Below are 14,376 nucleotides of genomic sequence, written 5' to 3' on the forward strand. Positions count from 1 at the left end.
GTGGGCCTCTGGCCCGGGCAAAGCCGCGGATTCTAGGCTTGTTGGCGGGCTGCGGCCAGTGCTGGCACGCAGGCGGCTCGACCCGGCACCGTGCCATGTCGTATCCGTGGCCGTGGTGTGCGGTCAGGATGACGCGGATCGTAAGTGCTGATGAGCGGAAAAATATTTCTTATATCGACCGAATCCAGGCCGAATGCGGAATTTCTTTTCTCGACTTCGTTCTAGCATTCGGTTCGTAAGCCGCTGTGGGACGGGGAGCGATTCGTCCTGCGGTGGCCAGAGTGACGCGCCCACAACCCCTAATGCAGAGGAGACAACGCCGGCCCGCCGGAAGCCCGCGCCAACCGCGCGCCGCTCACCGCCAGGCGGCAGTTCACACCACCATGTCGAACACCATGCCCCCCGTCAGCCTCGACGACAAATACACCCTCAAGACCGGCCGCGCCTGGATGACCGGCATCCAGGCTCTGGTGCGCCTGCCGATGATGCAGAAGATGCGCGACGAAGCCGCTGGCCTCAATACCGCCGGCTTCGTCACCGGCTACCGCGGCTCGCCGCTCGGCAACGTCGACCAGGAGTTCTGGAAGGCGAAGAAGTATCTCGAGCCGATGCAGATCCGCTTCCAGGCCGGCCTCAACGAGGATCTCGCGGCGACCTCGGTGTGGGGCACGCAGCAGGTCAACCTGGATCCGAATGCCAAGTTCGACGGCGTATTCTCGATCTGGTACGGCAAGGGCCCTGGCGTCGACCGCACGGGCGATGTTTTCCGCCACGCCAATGCTGCCGGCACCTCGAAGCACGGCGGCGTGCTGGTGATCGCCGGTGACGACCATGCCGCCAAGTCTTCCACGCTGCCGCACCAGACCGAGCATGTGTTCAAGGGCCTGATGATGCCGGTGCTGGCGCCGGCCGGTATCCAGGAGTACCTGGAGTACGGCCTGCACGGCTTTGCGCTGTCGCGCTATTCGGGCTGCTGGGTGGCGTTCAAGGCGTTGACCGACACGGTGGAAACGTCCTCGTCGGTCAATGTCGATCCGTTCCAGGTGCAGACGCTGATCCCGACTGCCGCGGACTTTCCGCTGCCCGAGGACGGGCTCAACCTGCGCTGGCCCGACCCGCCGCTGGTGCAGGAGAAGCGCCTGCTGCATCACAAGCTCTATGCTGCGCTCGCCTACTGCAGGCTCAACCAGCTCAACCGCACCATCATCGACAGCCCGAACGCGAAGCTCGGCATCATCACCAGCGGCAAGAGCTACCTCGATGTGCGCCAGGCGCTGGACGACCTCGGCATCGACGAGGCGAAGGCGGCCGCCATCGGCCTGCGCCTGTACAAGGTCGGCATGGTGTGGCCGCTGGAGGCCGAAGGCGTGCGCAAGTTCGCCGAAGGGCTGGATGAGATCCTGGTGATCGAGGAAAAGCGCCAGTTCCTCGAGTACCAACTCAAGGAGGAACTCTACAACTGGAAGGACGAGGTGCGCCCGCGCGTGATCGGCAAGTTCGATGACAAGGGCGAGTGGGCCCTGCCGCACAGCGAATGGCTGTTGCCCGCTGCCGGCGAGCTCACCCCGGCGATGATCGCCCGTGCCATCGCCGGCCGCATCGCGCGCTTCTACACCTCCGACCGCATCAAGGCGCGGCTCGCCTTCATCGAGGCCAAGGAGGCGGCGCTTGCCAAGCCGCGGCTGTCCATCCAGCGCGTGCCGCACTACTGCTCGGGCTGTCCGCACAACAGCTCGACCAAGGTGCCGGAAGGTTCGCGCGCCATCGCCGGTATCGGCTGCCACTACATGGCGACCTGGCTGTCGCCCGAGCACACCCAGACCTTCTGCCAGATGGGCGGCGAGGGCGTGCCCTGGATCGGCCAGGCGCCTTTCACCGCCACACCGCACGTGTTCGCCAACCTGGGTGATGGCACTTACATGCACTCGGGCATCCTCGCCATCCGTGCGGCGGTGGCGGCCAAGGTGAACATCACCTACAAGATCCTCTACAACGATGCAGTCGCGATGACCGGCGGCCAGCCGCACGACGGCACGCTGTCGGTGCCGATCATCGCCCGCCAGCTGCTGGCCGAAGGTGTGGGCACGGTGGTGGTGGTCAATGACGGCACGCCGCGTGCCTATGGTCCGGCCGACCTGCCGCACGGCGTCGGCGTGCGTCACCGCGACGAGCTCGACGCCGTGCAGCGTGAGCTGCGCACGGTGCCGGCCGTGACAGCGATCATCTATGACCAGACCTGCGCAGCCGAAAAGCGCCGTCGCCGCAAGCGCGGCAAGTTCCCCGACCCGGCCAAGCGGGTGGTCATCAACGACCTCGTGTGCGAGGGCTGTGGCGATTGCAGCGACAAGTCGAACTGCATGTCGGTGGGTGCGGTGGAGACCGAGTTCGGCCGCAAGCGCTTCATCGACCAGTCGTCGTGCAACAAGGACTATTCCTGCGTGAAGGGCTTCTGCCCCAGCTTCGTCACCGTCGAAGGCGGCGCGCTCAGGCGTGGCAAGGCGAGTGGCGCGAGCGCGCCCGGTCGACTGGCAGCCGATCTGCCCGAGCCGCAGTTGCCCGATACCGCCGCGCCCTGGGGCATCCTCATCACCGGCGTGGGCGGCACCGGCGTGGTCACCATCGGCGCCCTGCTCGGCATGGCCGCCCACCTGGAGGGCAAGGGCATCTCCGTACTCGACATGGCGGGCCTGGCGCAGAAGGGCGGCGCGGTGTGGTCGCATGTGCGCATCGCCGACCGCCAGGACCAGCTCCACGCCGCGCGCGTCGCCGCCGGCGAGGCCAACGCAGTGATTGGCTGCGACCTGGTGGTGGCGGCCAGCGATGAGTCGCTGGCCAAGATGCAGAAGAGGCTCACGCGCGTCGTCATCAACCGCGACCAGACCAACACCAGCGAGTTCGTGCGTGGTTTTGCCGCCCAGGCGCGCAGTGGCGACGTCGGGGCCAACCCGGATCCGCAGTTCCCTGCGCAGCCTATGGAAGCGCAGATCGTCGATGCGGTGGGTGCGGACAAGGCCGAGTTCCTCGACGCCACCAAGCTCGCGACCGACCTGCTGGGCGACTCGATCGCGACCAACCTGTTCATGCTTGGCTTTGCCTGGCAGCGCGGCCTGGTGCCGTTGTCGCGGCAGGCGATCGAGCGCGCGATCGAGATCAACGGCGCCGCGGTCGACGCCAACAAGGCTGCCTTCCTGTGGGGGCGCCGTGCCGCGGTGGATCTCAAGGCAGTGGTCGAGGCCGCCAAGCCGCAGCTTGGGACGCCGGAGCACCACCGCCTGTCGACCAGCGTCGATGAGGTCATCGCCCGCCGCAAGGCGCATCTGAACGACTACCAGGATGCGGCCTACGCCACGCGCTACACCAGGCTGGTCGAGCGCGTGCGTGCTGCCGAGGCGAGGGTTGCTCCCGGCATCAGCCTGCTCACCGAGGCGGTGGCACGCGGCTATCACAAGCTGCTTGCCTACAAGGACGAGTACGAGGTGGCGCGCCTCTACACCGACAGCGACTTCCTCAAGCGTGTCGACGAGCAGTTCGAGGGCGACTACAAGCTCGTCTTCCACCTTGCACCGCCGACCATGGCAGACAAGGATGCCCAGACCGGCGAGCTCAAGAAAAAGGCCTACGGCCCGTGGATGCTCAAGGCGATGCGTGTGCTGGCAAAGTTCCGCCATCTGCGCGGCTCGATGCTCGATCCCTTCGCGCGCAGCCACGACCGCAAGCTCGATCGCGAGCTGATCGCCGACTACGAGCGCATCGTCGAGGAGATCCTGGTCAATCTCGACCAGGCCAACGTCGAGGCTGCCATCGAGCTGGCGGCCATTCCGGACCAGGTCCGCGGCTTTGGTCATGTCCGCGAGCGCTATGTCGCCAGCGCCCGCAAGCGCCAGGCAGCGCTGCTCGAGGATTTCCGCCACCGCCGCCCGGTGAGCGCGCCGGTGGCGACCAAGGTGCGCAAGACGATCGCAATCATCCCGGGCTGAGCCCGCTCCCGTTTCTTACCCCCGCCGCCTCACCGGCCCGCCACGAGCGGTGCCGGCGGGACGGCTCATCCCCACGTTCCCAAAAGGAAGGAGACACAACATGGCCGTATTTTCCCTGAGCGACTTCGCCGACCACGAGCAGGTGGTGTTCGTCAGCGACGACAAGAGCGGACTGAAGGCGATCATCGCCGTTCACAATTCCAACCTCGGCCCTGCGCTCGGAGGTTGCCGCATGTGGCCCTACGCCTCCGAGGAGGAGGCGATCCGCGACGTGCTGCGCTTGTCGCGCGGCATGACCTACAAGTCGGCGATGGCCAACCTGAAGCTCGGTGGCGGCAAGTCTGTGATCATCGGCAACCCGCGCACGCAGAAGACGCCCGAGCTGCTTGCCGCCTTCGCCCGCGCGCTCGAACAGCTGAACGGGCGCTACATCGCCGCCGAGGACTCCGGCACCAGCGTCGCCGACATGAAGTACATGACGCAATTTACCCAGCATGTGGCCGGCATTCACGACAAGCCCTCCGACGAAGGCACGCGCAGCGGGGATCCTTCGCCCGCCACCGCCTACGGGACCTTCATCGGCATCAAGGCGGCGGTGAAGGAGAAGCTCGGGCGCGATTCGCTCGAGGGCCTGCGCGTCGCCGTGCAGGGTGTCGGCAATGTCGGTTTCGACCTCGCTCGCCAGCTCAAGGCGGCTGGTGCCCAGCTGTGGGTCACCGACATCCACCGCGAGCCGCTGCTGCAGGCGGGCAAGGAACTGGGCGCGACCGTGGTTGCGCCGGATGAGATCTTCGGCCTCGACGTCGACGTGTTCGCACCGTGCGCGCTGGGCGCCATCCTCAACGACAGCACCATTCCGCAGTTGAAGGCGAAGGTCGTCGCGGGCGCCTCGAACAACCAGCTCGCCGAGCCGCGCCACGGCGTCGAACTGATGAAGCGTGGCATCCTGTACGCGCCAGATTACGTCATCAATGCCGGCGGCATCATCGACGTCTATCACGAGCGCATCGGCTTCGATCGCGCCGCATTGCTCAAGCACATTGAGGGTATTCATGACAACCTCATGGAAGTCTTCGAGCGCGCGCGCAAGGAGGAGCGTCCGACCGGCGAGGTGGCTGACGCAATTGCCGAGGAGCGCTTCAAGCGCTGAGCCGGGCCTGCGCTGGCACGAAAACGGCGACCCGCGGGTCGCCGTTTTCGTGGCTTGCACTCAGCTTCAGGCGGTGCGCTGCTTGCGGCGGACCGCGCCAAGACCGAGCAGGCCCAGGCTGAGCAGGGCGAGTACCGTGGGTTCGGGCACCGCGCTGGCAGGCGCTGGGGTGAAGCGCACGTTGTCGATGGACATATCGTCGAGGACGCCGCCTCGAGCAACCTGCTGCAACAGCACCGAGCTGAATGCGGTGTCGCTTACGAGGCCGAAGAAGCCGGAGGTGCTCGTGCCATTGCGCGGGAAGAGCCCACCGGTGGTAGCGCCACCGAAATCGACGCCGAGTACGGTCAGCTTGTAGGAGTCCGTCGAGTCCGTGTCGCGCCAGTCGAAGCCGAAGGCGTAGGTCGGGGCGTCGAAGATGAATTCGATCTGGGGACCCCAGCCGCTGCCATTGGCGCCGAAGGTCTGAGAGCCCCAGATCAGTCTTGCCGTGTTGTCGATCGTGCTTCGTGCCGTGTTCCCGATCCCGACGCCGGGGCCCGTGCCGCGCGGGTTCGCTGCCGCAGTCAGCGTGAAACCGTCGAAGTCGTAGGCGACGCCATAGCTGAAGCGCCCGAGTGCGCTATCGTTGAAGTCTTCCAGCGCGGTCGTGCCTGCCGCTGCGCTGAAGGCTGCGAGATTGCTGAAGGTGTTGATCACTGCAGCATTGGCGCTGCTGGCGAGGGCAATGGATGCGGTAAGGGCAATCGCGAGTTTCTTGAGCATTTCTTTCGTTCCGTCAGAGGCTGTTCAGACCAGCAGCGGAGAAGGCTGCTGTGCTTTTTGCTGATTTCGAGGCAGCGGTTTTTAAGTGCAGGACTCTAAGCAATAGCCGTGCCAGGCAGGATTCCGTCGCGGCGAGACGTTCTTCAGGGTGTTCTTGCGCTCACACAGCGCCCAGTTCCCTCATTCATTTGTGATGTGTGTCACGGATGATTCGCCGACTGCCGGATCTGGAACTTGACGGTCGCGCCCTTCTTGCGGGTGCGCGCGCATTCATCGCCAAACGCCATGATCCAGCCATGTGCGGGGTGTAAAAAAAGCCGACACACGCCATTTTTGATGCCATCAGTCGAGCCGGGCGGTGCGATGTCGCAGCATCGGAGCACCAGCCTCATGCAGGTAATCCCCAATTGACCGTAGCCCATTGATTTTGTGCTTTTTCTCAACTTGGACTAATTCTCCTTAAGGTTCTCGCTGATTCTTGCGTTTCCCGATTCCCTGCATATAGTGAATCGTCAGGCCGCGTGCACGACGCGTCCGCCAAGGCCTTTGCATCAGACCTCCGCCTACAGGGTTGCCAAGCTCCCAAACGATAATTAGGAGTCGTGCAGTGAGACACCACATCCTGAGCGCGTTGTATTCGGCAAGGTATTCGCGGCTGTGCCTTGGCGGTTTGTTCATGTTCTTGTGCCAGGCGGCAATTGCCCAGGAAAGCAGATACAACATGACGCGTGGCGTGACCGAGATCAGCCAGCGCGTGTATGGCCTGCACATGACGATCTTCTACATTTGCGTGGTGATCGCCATCATCGTGTTCGGGCTGATGTTCTGGTCCATCGTGCGCCATCGCAAGTCGGCCGGCGCTGTCCCTGCGCAGTTCCACGGCAGCATGAAGATCGAATTGCTGTGGACCGCGATTCCGGTGGTGATCCTCGTCGTCATGGCCATTCCGGCCACGCAGGCCCTGATCGCGATGGAGGATGCTTCCGAGTCCGATCTGACCGTGCTGGTCACCGGCTCGCAATGGAAGTGGCACTACAAGTATCTCGATTACCCGATCGAGTATTTCTCGGTCCTCGCCACCCCGCGGGCGCAGATCTCCAACGAGGCGGAAAAGGACGCGCTCTACCTGCTCGAGGTCGACAAGCCGCTGGTCATCCCCACCGGCAAGAAGGTGCGCTTCCTGCTCACCGCCGACGACGTGATCCACTCCTGGTGGGTGCCCGATTTCGCGATCAAGAAGGACGCGATCCCCGGCTTCATCAACGAGACCTGGACGCGGGTCGACAAGCCCGGCCTCTACTACGGCAAGTGTGCTGAGCTGTGCGGGCGTGACCACGGTTTCATGCCGGTGGCGGTCGAGGTCAAGAGCGAGGCCGACTTCGAAGCCTGGGCGGCCGAGCAGGTCGCGCTGCAGGAGGCGGCGCGCACGGCCGATGCGGCAGCGACGCCGATGAGCATGGACGAGTTGATGACGCTCGGCGAGAAGGTCTACGGCACGGCCTGCGCCGTCTGCCATCAGGCTTCCGGCGAGGGCCTGCCTGGCGTGTTCCCGGGCCTCAAGGGCAGCGCCATGGTTACCGCCGACATTCCCGGTCACATCCGCATTGTCGTATTTGGCAAGGCGGGTACGGCGATGCAGGCCTTCGCCCGCCAGTTGAGCACCAGCGAGTTGGCGGCCGTGATCACCTACGAGCGCAACGCCTGGGGCAACGACACCGGAGACATGGTGCAGCCGGCCGACGTGGCCGCCGCGATCCAGGGAGGGGAGTGAGCGATGAGCACAGAACAGACCGGTGCCCTGCACCCCGGCGAGCATCTGGACCACGAGCACAAGCCGCGCGGCATCACGCGCTGGCTCTACAGCACCAACCACAAGGACATCGGTACGCTCTACCTGCTGTTCTCGCTGGCGATGCTGTTCATCGGCGGCAGCCTGGCGATGGTGATCCGCGCCGAGCTGTTCCAGCCCGGGCTGCAGTTCGTCGATCCGCACTTTTTCAACCAGATGACCACCGTGCATGGGCTGGTGATGGTGTTCGGTGCGGTGATGCCGGCCTTCGTCGGGCTGGCCAACTGGATGGTGCCGCTGATGATCGGCGCGCCCGACATGGCGCTGCCGCGGGTCAACAACTGGAGCTTCTGGATCCTGCCCTGCGCCTTCGCCATCCTGCTGTCCACGCTGTTCATGGAGGGGGGTGCCCCGGCGGCCGGATGGACCTTCTACGCGCCGCTGTCGACCACCTACAGCAGCGACTCCACCGCCTTCTTCGTGCTGGCGGTGCATCTGATGGGCGTGTCCTCGATCATGGGCGCGATCAACATCATCGTCACCATCTTCAACATGCGCGCACCGGGCATGACCTGGATGAAACTGCCGCTATTCGTGTGGACCTGGCTCATCACCGCCTTCCTGCTCATCGCGGTGATGCCGGTGCTGGCCGGCGTGGTGACGATGGTGCTGACCGACAAGTATTTCGGCACCAGCTTCTTCGATGCGGCAGGCGGCGGCGATCCGGTGATGTTCCAGCACATCTTCTGGTTCTTCGGCCACCCCGAGGTGTACATCATGATCCTGCCGGCTTTCGGCATCATCTCGGCAATCATCCCCACCTTCGCACGCAAGCCGCTGTTCGGCTACGAGTCGATGGTGGTGGCCACCGCCAGCATCGCCATCCTGTCCTTCCTGGTGTGGGGCCACCACATGTTCACGGTGGGCATGCCGGTGGCGGCCGAGCTGTTCTTCATGTATGCCACCATGCTGATCGCCGTGCCCACCGGGGTGAAGGTGTTCAACTGGGTGGCGACCATGTGGCGCGGCTCGATGACCTTCGAAGTGCCGATGATGTTTGCGCTCGCCTTCATCGTGCTGTTCACCATCGGCGGCCTGTCCGGCCTGATGCTGGCCATCACGCCGGCCGACTTCCAGTACCAGGACACCTATTTCGTCGTCGCCCACTTCCACTACGTGCTGGTGACCGGCGCGGTGTTCGGAATCATCGCCGGCGTCTATTACTGGCTGCCGAAATGGACCGGCGTGATGTACAGCGAGCGCCTGGCACAGACCCACTTCTGGTGCTCGCTGGTGTCGGTCAACATCCTGTTCTTCCCGATGCACTTCGTTGGCCTGGCCGGCATGCCACGCCGGATTCCCGACTACGCCCTGCAGTTTGCCGACCTCAACGCCCTGATGAGCATCGGTGGCCTGCTGTTCGGCCTGTCGCAGCTGCTCTTCGTATGGGGCGTGGTGCGCTGCATGCGCGGTGTCGGCGACAAGGCCAGCGACCGGGTTTGGGAGGGTGCCCAGGGGCTGGAGTGGGAGATCCCCTCGCCGGCGCCATACCACACCTTCGAAACGCCGCCGGTCGTCAAGTGAGCGTGTGGCGCCAGTAGCAAGGAGCAAGGATCATGACGAGCAACGCAAGCCTGGTACGGCGCCTGCTGCTGGTGTGCGTCGCGATGTTCGGCTTCGGCTTTGCGATGGTGCCGCTGTACGACGTGTTCTGTCGCATCACCGGCATCAATGGCAAGACCGAGGGCGTGGCCGCGGCGCAGCCCGCCGGTGTAGATCTGTCGCGCGAGGTCAGCGTCGAGTTCCTTGCGCGCAGTGATGCCGACATGCCGTGGACCTTCGTGCCGCTGACCGAGCGCGTAAGGATCCACCCGGGTGACCTGCAGATCGTCGAGTTCGAGGTCGCGAACCGCAGCGGCGAAGCCCTGGTCGCGACCGCCGTGCCCTCGGTATCACCCGGCGAGGCTGCGCGCTACTTCAAGAAGATCGAATGCTTCTGCTTCGAGGAGCAGGCACTGGCCGCCGGCGAGACGCGATCCATGCCGGTGCAGTTCTACATCGATCCTGCACTGCCCGAGCGTTTTCGGAACATGACTTTGTCTTATCGCCTGTACAAGAGCGCCCACACCGCCAGCCGCTGAGCGTCCGTATCCGGGCGGGCTCGCACGCACCGCGGCCCACGCACAAATGGAGGCATGAGCATGAGTACCACGCATCAGAGGTATTACGTGCCGCACGACAGCGGCTGGCCGATCTTCGGCGCGGTCGCGCTGTTGCTGGTGGGCTACGGGGCCGCATCGTGGGTGACGCAGGCGGGCAAGCCCGAGGGTGGCAATGGCGTCTATATCTTCTGGGCTGGCATCGCGCTGCTGGTGGTCATGCTGTTCGGCTGGTTCGGCACCGTCATCCGCGAATCGACCAGCGGCCTGTACAGCGACCAGCTCGACCGTTCCTTCCGCCAGTGCATGGCGTGGTTCATCTTTTCCGAGGTGATGTTCTTCCTCGCCTTCTTCGGCGCGCTCTTCTACGCACGCGTGATCGCGGTCCCCTGGCTGGGCGGAGCAGGCAACAATGCGATGACCGGCGAACTGCTGTGGCCGCAGTTCGACGCGGTGTGGCCGGTGCTGAAGACGCCGGGTGGCACCGAGACGCAGCCTATGCCCTGGTCGGGCATCCCGCTCATCAACACGCTGATACTGCTCGCTTCCTCGGTGACGCTGCAGGTCGCGCACACCGCCATCGAGCTCGGCAACCGAGCGCGCCTGAAGGTCTTTCTCGGGCTCACCATCGTGCTCGGTGCGGTGTTCCTCGGCTTCCAGGTCTACGAGTACGTGCACGCCTACCGCGACCTTGGCCTGCGCCTGGACTCGGGCATCTATGGCAACACCTTCTTTCTGCTCACCGGCTTTCACGGCCTGCACGTCACCATCGGCGCCATCCTGCTGCTGGTGATCTGGCTGCGCATCGTGATCAAGGACCACTTCACCGCCGACAAGCACTTCGGGTTTCAGGCCGCGGCCTGGTACTGGCACTTCGTGGACGTGGTGTGGCTGAACCTGTTCATCTTCGTGTACGTGCTCTGAACGGGCGCCGGATGGCGGGGCGGCGTTCAGTAGGGGCGTGGATTGGTGGTCAGCACCCCGGTGGCGAGCAACACCACCAGCAGTGCCATCACCGCCACCGAGAAGTACACGCGACGGGCGAGATAGCGCGACATGCGGGTGTGCGAGCCATCGTTCTTCAGCATCACGTAGAGCGCCTGGAACAGGCTGACGATCACCACGGCGAGCAGGATGACGAGCAGGATCTTGATGAACATGGCGAGGCTCCGCAGGCGGGATGGCGATGAAGATAACAGCCTTCGGGCGCCGCTGGACCATTCGCTGGCAGTGGGCCCTGGTCAGCCTGGCGGCAAGTGCGCTGCTGGCGAGCCTGTCCATGTGGCAGCTCCAGCGCGCTACCGAGAAGACGCAGACGCTGGCGCGCATCGCGGCGTGGCAGGCGCAGGGCGCGGTCGGCCTGACGCGGCTGGCGCATCTGGTGCAGGCCGGCGTTGGGGCGGGCGAGGGCGCGGTCGACGGCCTGCAGGTAGACTTCGAGGCGCGCTGGCTGGCGCCCGCCGTGTGGCTGATCGACAACCGCATCGTCGACGGGCGCGCCGGCTACGACGTGCTGATTGCGGTCGCCGATCGCAGCGACCCGCGCGCTGCGGGGCTGGCCGTGCTGCTCAACCTCGGCTGGATAGAGGCGCCGGCCGCACGCGATGTCCTGCCATTGCCGGCCATCCCCACGCAACTGCGCGTGCAGGGCATCTTCCGCACCGACGTGGGGGGACTGCTGCTCGGCACCAACCTCGAGGACCGCGGCAGCTGGCCGATGCGCATACAGCAGGTCGATGTGGACGCGCTCTCTCCCCTGGTGCCGGTAGCGCTCGTGAGAGGTCTGGTGCATCAGCAGCAGGGCTCGCCCTTTCACATCCACTACCGGCCGGTGGTGCTGCCCGCCGAGCGCCATCGCGCCTATGCCCTGCAGTGGGCGCTGCTGGCATTGGCGGTGATCGTTGTCGCGCTGGCGGCGGGGCAGTGCAAGGAGCGCCCGCATGAGCAGCCGTAAGTTCCTGGCCCTGTTCCTGCTCTGTGCGCTGTTGCCGCTCGCCGCAGCCTGGCTGGCGCTGACGCAGGGCTGGTTTGCCGGCCACGCCAGCAATCGCGGCCAATGGCTGGACCACGAGGTGCAGGTGCTGCCGGCATCGCCGGGGGGCGATGCCCACTGGCGCCTGGCCTACGTGCAGCCAAGCGACTGTGACGCCGCCTGCGAGGCCGCCGTCGAAGCGGCCCTGCACATCCTGCAGCAACTGCATGCGGGGCTCGGCCGCAAGCAGGAACAGGTGCGTCCGGTTGTTGTCGCCGCCGCCAGTCCGGCCGTGCTCGAGCGCTTCCCGAGCGTACGCTGGGAGGCCGCAGCGCTCGCCGATGCCGCGCTCATGCGCCACATCGTGATCGTCAATCGAGCGGGCCTGGCCTTGCTGCGCTATGCAGTGGACGGTGACCCGGCGCATGCGGTCCAGGTCGCCGCCGACATCCGTAGCGACCTGCTGCGTCTGCTCAACTACGACAGGAGCGGGGTATGAGGCGCTTCACCTGGATGGTCAATCTCACTCTCGCGCTGACCCTGATGGTGATCGCGCTCGGCGCCTACACCCGACTCACCGATGCCGGCCTGGGCTGTCCGGACTGGCCGGGCTGCTACGGCCGCCTCACCCCTCCGGTGAAGGACGTTCACATCGAGGCCGCGCAGGCACGTTTTCCGGACGCCCAGATAGACCCCTTCAAGGCCCGCAATGAGATGATGCACCGCTACATCGCGGGCCTGCTCGGCCTGTGCGTGCTGGCGGTCTTCATCCTCGCCCAGCGCCTGCGTCGCGCCCGGGGCCTGAGCGCGGCGCTGCTGGCGCTGGTGATGTTCCAGGCCGCGCTCGGCATGTGGACGGTCACCATGAACCTGATGCCAGTGGTGGTGGTGGCGCACCTGTTCGGCGGCTTCGCGCTGCTGTCGATGCTGGTGCTGCTGCGCGTCGAGCTTGGCCGCGACCCTGCCGGACCTGCCGACCCTGTCGAGCCCCGGCTGACCCGTCTGCTGCCGCTCGCCTGGCTGGGCCTTGCCGTGCTGCTGGCGCAGATTGCGCTTGGCGGTTGGACCTCGGCCAACTACGCCGCGGCTGTGTGCTACCAGCTGCCCTTCTGCGAAGGCGGCTGGCATGCGCAGTTCTCGTTGCGCGCAGCTTTCAGCCTGCCGCTGGGACATGAGACCTATGAGTATGGCGTGCTGCCCTACGAGGCGCGAATGAGCATTCATGTGTTGCATCGCATGGGGGCTCTGGTCGTCACTGCCGTGCTGGCCGGCCTGGTGCTGTTGTGCATGCGCCGAGCCATGAGTGCGCGCCTTCGCGGGCTTGCCGCGGCAGTGGGGGTATTGCTGGTGTTGCAGGTGACGCTTGGCTTGATCAACGTGGTCGGGCAGGTGCCGCTCTTCAATGCGGTTGCCCACAATATGACAGCGGCATGCCTGCTTGCCGCGCTCGTGCTGCTGGTCCGCCAGTTGCATGTGCAGTCGGGCCAGGCCTTGCATGCGCGAGGGCGTGCAAGACCGGGGGCGGCCTATGGGGTGGCGGTTCAAGGCCCGATGAAGCTGCGCTAGCCACCGAGCCGGGTGTTGCGCACGGGGCGGCCTATCGGTATCAGATACAGGGTGTCAGAGCCAGGGGGTACGGACATGGACGGCTACAAGCGGATTCCGACGGTGGCAGCCAGCGTGGGCGAGGCGCTCACGCTCGGGCGTGCGTTCTGGCAGCTCACCAAGCCGCGGGTGGTGGCGCTGCTGGTGCTCACGGCCTGGGTGGGCATGATGCTTGCCAGCGCCGGGCTGCCCGATCTTGCCTTGATGGCGCTGGCGAGCCTGGGCATCGCCATGGTGTCGGGTGCGGCGGCGGCCTTCAACCACGTGCTCGACCAGAAGATCGATGCCCGCATGGCGCGCACGCGGATGCGTCCTCTACCGGCCGGGCGTTTGAGCAGCGTGCAGGCGGTGAGCTTTGCATTTGCGCTTGCCGGCGCGGGCTTTGCCCTGCTGCTGGTGGCGGTCAATGCGCTGACCGCGTGGCTGACGCTCGCCGGCCTGTTCGGCTATGCGGTGGTCTACACCGTGTTCCTCAAGCGCGCGACGCCGCAGAACATCGTGATCGGCGGTGTGGCAGGGGCGCTGCCCCCGGTGCTGGGGTGGACGGCGATGACCGGCAGTGTGGGCGCCGAAGCCCTGCTGCTGATGATGATCATCTTCACCTGGACGCCGCCGCACTTCTGGGCGCTGGCCATCCACCGCGTGGAGGATTACCGTCGCGCCGGCCTGCCGATGTTGCCGGTGACCCATGGCATCGCCTTCACCCGCACGCTGGTACTGCTCTATACCGTGCTGCTGCTGGCGGTGAGCCTGTTGCCTTACCTGGTCGGCATGAGCGGGCTGTTCTACCTGGTGGGCAGTCTGGTGCTGAACCTGCAGTTCCTGCGCCACGCCTGGCGGCTCAAGTTCGCGCCGCGCGCCGACACCGCGATCCGAACCTTCCGCTTCTCGATCACCCACCTGATGTTGCTGTTTCTGGTGCTGCTGGCCGACCACTACCTGTAATCGCCGGTCCGACC

General features: G+C 65.5%; 13 protein-coding genes. 10 read left to right on the plus strand and 3 right to left on the minus strand.

The window, feature by feature from the left end:
- The first annotated feature begins 383 nt into the window (after positions 1 to 383).
- Together C662_RS10710 and C662_RS10715 are read left to right on the plus strand one after the other, a co-directional pair.
- On the plus strand, positions 384 to 3,977 hold the full coding sequence (locus C662_RS10710) for an indolepyruvate ferredoxin oxidoreductase family protein (RefSeq protein WP_002928615.1): 3,594 nt from the start codon (positions 384 to 386) through the stop codon (positions 3,975 to 3,977).
- 100 nt (positions 3,978 to 4,077) lie between these two features.
- Complete coding sequence (locus C662_RS10715) at positions 4,078 to 5,127, plus strand: Glu/Leu/Phe/Val dehydrogenase dimerization domain-containing protein (protein ID WP_002928627.1); 1,050 nt, start codon at positions 4,078 to 4,080, stop codon at positions 5,125 to 5,127.
- Positions 5,128 to 5,193: 66 nt separating this feature from the next.
- Here the strand turns inward: C662_RS10715 and C662_RS10720 are convergent, their stop codons facing one another.
- Both C662_RS10720 and C662_RS20305 read right to left on the minus strand, forming a co-directional pair.
- On the minus strand, positions 5,194 to 5,892 hold the full coding sequence (locus C662_RS10720) for a PEP-CTERM sorting domain-containing protein (protein WP_002928629.1): 699 nt from the start codon (positions 5,890 to 5,892) through the stop codon (positions 5,194 to 5,196).
- A gap of 200 nt (positions 5,893 to 6,092) precedes the next feature.
- The gene (locus tag C662_RS20305) at positions 6,093 to 6,284 is read right to left on the minus strand and encodes a hypothetical protein (RefSeq protein ID WP_002928634.1); all 192 of its coding nucleotides are present in this window, start codon (positions 6,282 to 6,284) and stop codon (positions 6,093 to 6,095) included.
- A gap of 215 nt (positions 6,285 to 6,499) precedes the next feature.
- Here C662_RS20305 and coxB point away from each other — a divergent pair, with 215 nt between their 5' ends.
- From coxB to C662_RS10740, 4 genes are read left to right on the plus strand one after another with little or no spacing between them, the layout of a single operon-like run.
- Positions 6,500 to 7,663 (plus strand): cytochrome c oxidase subunit II, encoded by a 1,164-nt coding sequence (coxB, locus tag C662_RS10725; protein ID WP_232433257.1) that lies wholly within the window; start codon positions 6,500 to 6,502, stop codon positions 7,661 to 7,663.
- A 3-nt stretch (positions 7,664 to 7,666) separates the two neighbouring features.
- Positions 7,667 to 9,265 carry a cytochrome c oxidase subunit I gene (gene ctaD, locus C662_RS10730; protein WP_002928641.1) on the plus strand — a complete coding sequence of 533 codons (1,599 nt, stop codon included), beginning with the start codon at positions 7,667 to 7,669 and terminating at the stop codon, positions 9,263 to 9,265.
- Between the two features lie 32 nt (positions 9,266 to 9,297).
- On the plus strand, positions 9,298 to 9,822 hold the full coding sequence (locus tag C662_RS10735) for a cytochrome c oxidase assembly protein (protein ID WP_002928643.1): 525 nt from the start codon (positions 9,298 to 9,300) through the stop codon (positions 9,820 to 9,822).
- A gap of 60 nt (positions 9,823 to 9,882) precedes the next feature.
- Entirely contained in the window at positions 9,883 to 10,764 is an 882-nt protein-coding gene (locus C662_RS10740; RefSeq protein WP_002928647.1) for a cytochrome c oxidase subunit 3, read from the plus strand.
- Positions 10,765 to 10,790: 26 nt separating this feature from the next.
- Here C662_RS10740 and C662_RS10745 read toward each other — a convergent pair whose 3' ends face one another.
- Positions 10,791 to 11,000: a DUF2909 domain-containing protein gene (locus C662_RS10745; protein ID WP_002928648.1), complete on the minus strand. Its 210-nt coding sequence runs from the start codon at positions 10,998 to 11,000 to the stop codon at positions 10,791 to 10,793.
- A 26-nt stretch (positions 11,001 to 11,026) separates the two neighbouring features.
- Here C662_RS10745 and C662_RS10750 point away from each other — a divergent pair, with 26 nt between their 5' ends.
- From C662_RS10750 to cyoE, 4 genes are all read left to right on the plus strand, one after another.
- Positions 11,027 to 11,794 (plus strand): SURF1 family protein, encoded by a 768-nt coding sequence (locus C662_RS10750; protein WP_002928651.1) that lies wholly within the window; start codon positions 11,027 to 11,029, stop codon positions 11,792 to 11,794.
- The gene (locus C662_RS10755) at positions 11,781 to 12,311 is read left to right on the plus strand and encodes a hypothetical protein (protein ID WP_002928652.1); all 531 of its coding nucleotides are present in this window, start codon (positions 11,781 to 11,783) and stop codon (positions 12,309 to 12,311) included. Before C662_RS10750 ends, C662_RS10755 begins: the two co-directional genes overlap by 14 nt.
- Positions 12,308 to 13,378, plus strand: a complete 1,071-nt coding sequence (locus C662_RS10760) for a COX15/CtaA family protein (protein ID WP_002928653.1) — start codon at positions 12,308 to 12,310, stop codon at positions 13,376 to 13,378. Before C662_RS10755 ends, C662_RS10760 begins: the two co-directional genes overlap by 4 nt.
- Before the next feature lie 75 nt (positions 13,379 to 13,453).
- Positions 13,454 to 14,362 carry a heme o synthase gene (gene cyoE / locus C662_RS10765; protein ID WP_002928662.1) on the plus strand — a complete coding sequence of 303 codons (909 nt, stop codon included), beginning with the start codon at positions 13,454 to 13,456 and terminating at the stop codon, positions 14,360 to 14,362.
- Positions 14,363 to 14,376: the final 14 nt, after the last annotated feature.

Origin of the sequence: Thauera sp. 28 (assembly GCF_000310145.2) — a bacterium.
GTDB classification, from domain to species: Bacteria; Pseudomonadota; Gammaproteobacteria; order Burkholderiales; family Rhodocyclaceae; genus Thauera; species Thauera mechernichensis.

Excerpts from the sequence above, each read along its gene's own strand:
- C662_RS10710 (WP_002928615.1), top strand. The coding sequence starts at position 384 with ATGTCGAACACCATGCCCCCCGTCAGCCTCGACGACAAATACACCCTC.
- C662_RS10715 (WP_002928627.1), top strand. The coding sequence starts at position 4,078 with ATGGCCGTATTTTCCCTGAGCGACTTCGCCGACCACGAGCAGGTGGTG.
- C662_RS10720 (WP_002928629.1), bottom strand. The coding sequence starts at position 5,892 with ATGCTCAAGAAACTCGCGATTGCCCTTACCGCATCCATTGCCCTCGCC.
- C662_RS20305 (WP_002928634.1), bottom strand. The coding sequence starts at position 6,284 with ATGAGGCTGGTGCTCCGATGCTGCGACATCGCACCGCCCGGCTCGACT.
- ctaD (WP_002928641.1), top strand. The coding sequence starts at position 7,667 with ATGAGCACAGAACAGACCGGTGCCCTGCACCCCGGCGAGCATCTGGAC.
- C662_RS10735 (WP_002928643.1), top strand. The coding sequence starts at position 9,298 with ATGACGAGCAACGCAAGCCTGGTACGGCGCCTGCTGCTGGTGTGCGTC.
- C662_RS10740 (WP_002928647.1), top strand. The coding sequence starts at position 9,883 with ATGAGTACCACGCATCAGAGGTATTACGTGCCGCACGACAGCGGCTGG.
- C662_RS10745 (WP_002928648.1), bottom strand. The coding sequence starts at position 11,000 with ATGTTCATCAAGATCCTGCTCGTCATCCTGCTCGCCGTGGTGATCGTC.
- C662_RS10750 (WP_002928651.1), top strand. The coding sequence starts at position 11,027 with ATGAAGATAACAGCCTTCGGGCGCCGCTGGACCATTCGCTGGCAGTGG.
- C662_RS10755 (WP_002928652.1), top strand. The coding sequence starts at position 11,781 with ATGAGCAGCCGTAAGTTCCTGGCCCTGTTCCTGCTCTGTGCGCTGTTG.
- C662_RS10760 (WP_002928653.1), top strand. The coding sequence starts at position 12,308 with ATGAGGCGCTTCACCTGGATGGTCAATCTCACTCTCGCGCTGACCCTG.
- cyoE (WP_002928662.1), top strand. The coding sequence starts at position 13,454 with ATGGACGGCTACAAGCGGATTCCGACGGTGGCAGCCAGCGTGGGCGAG.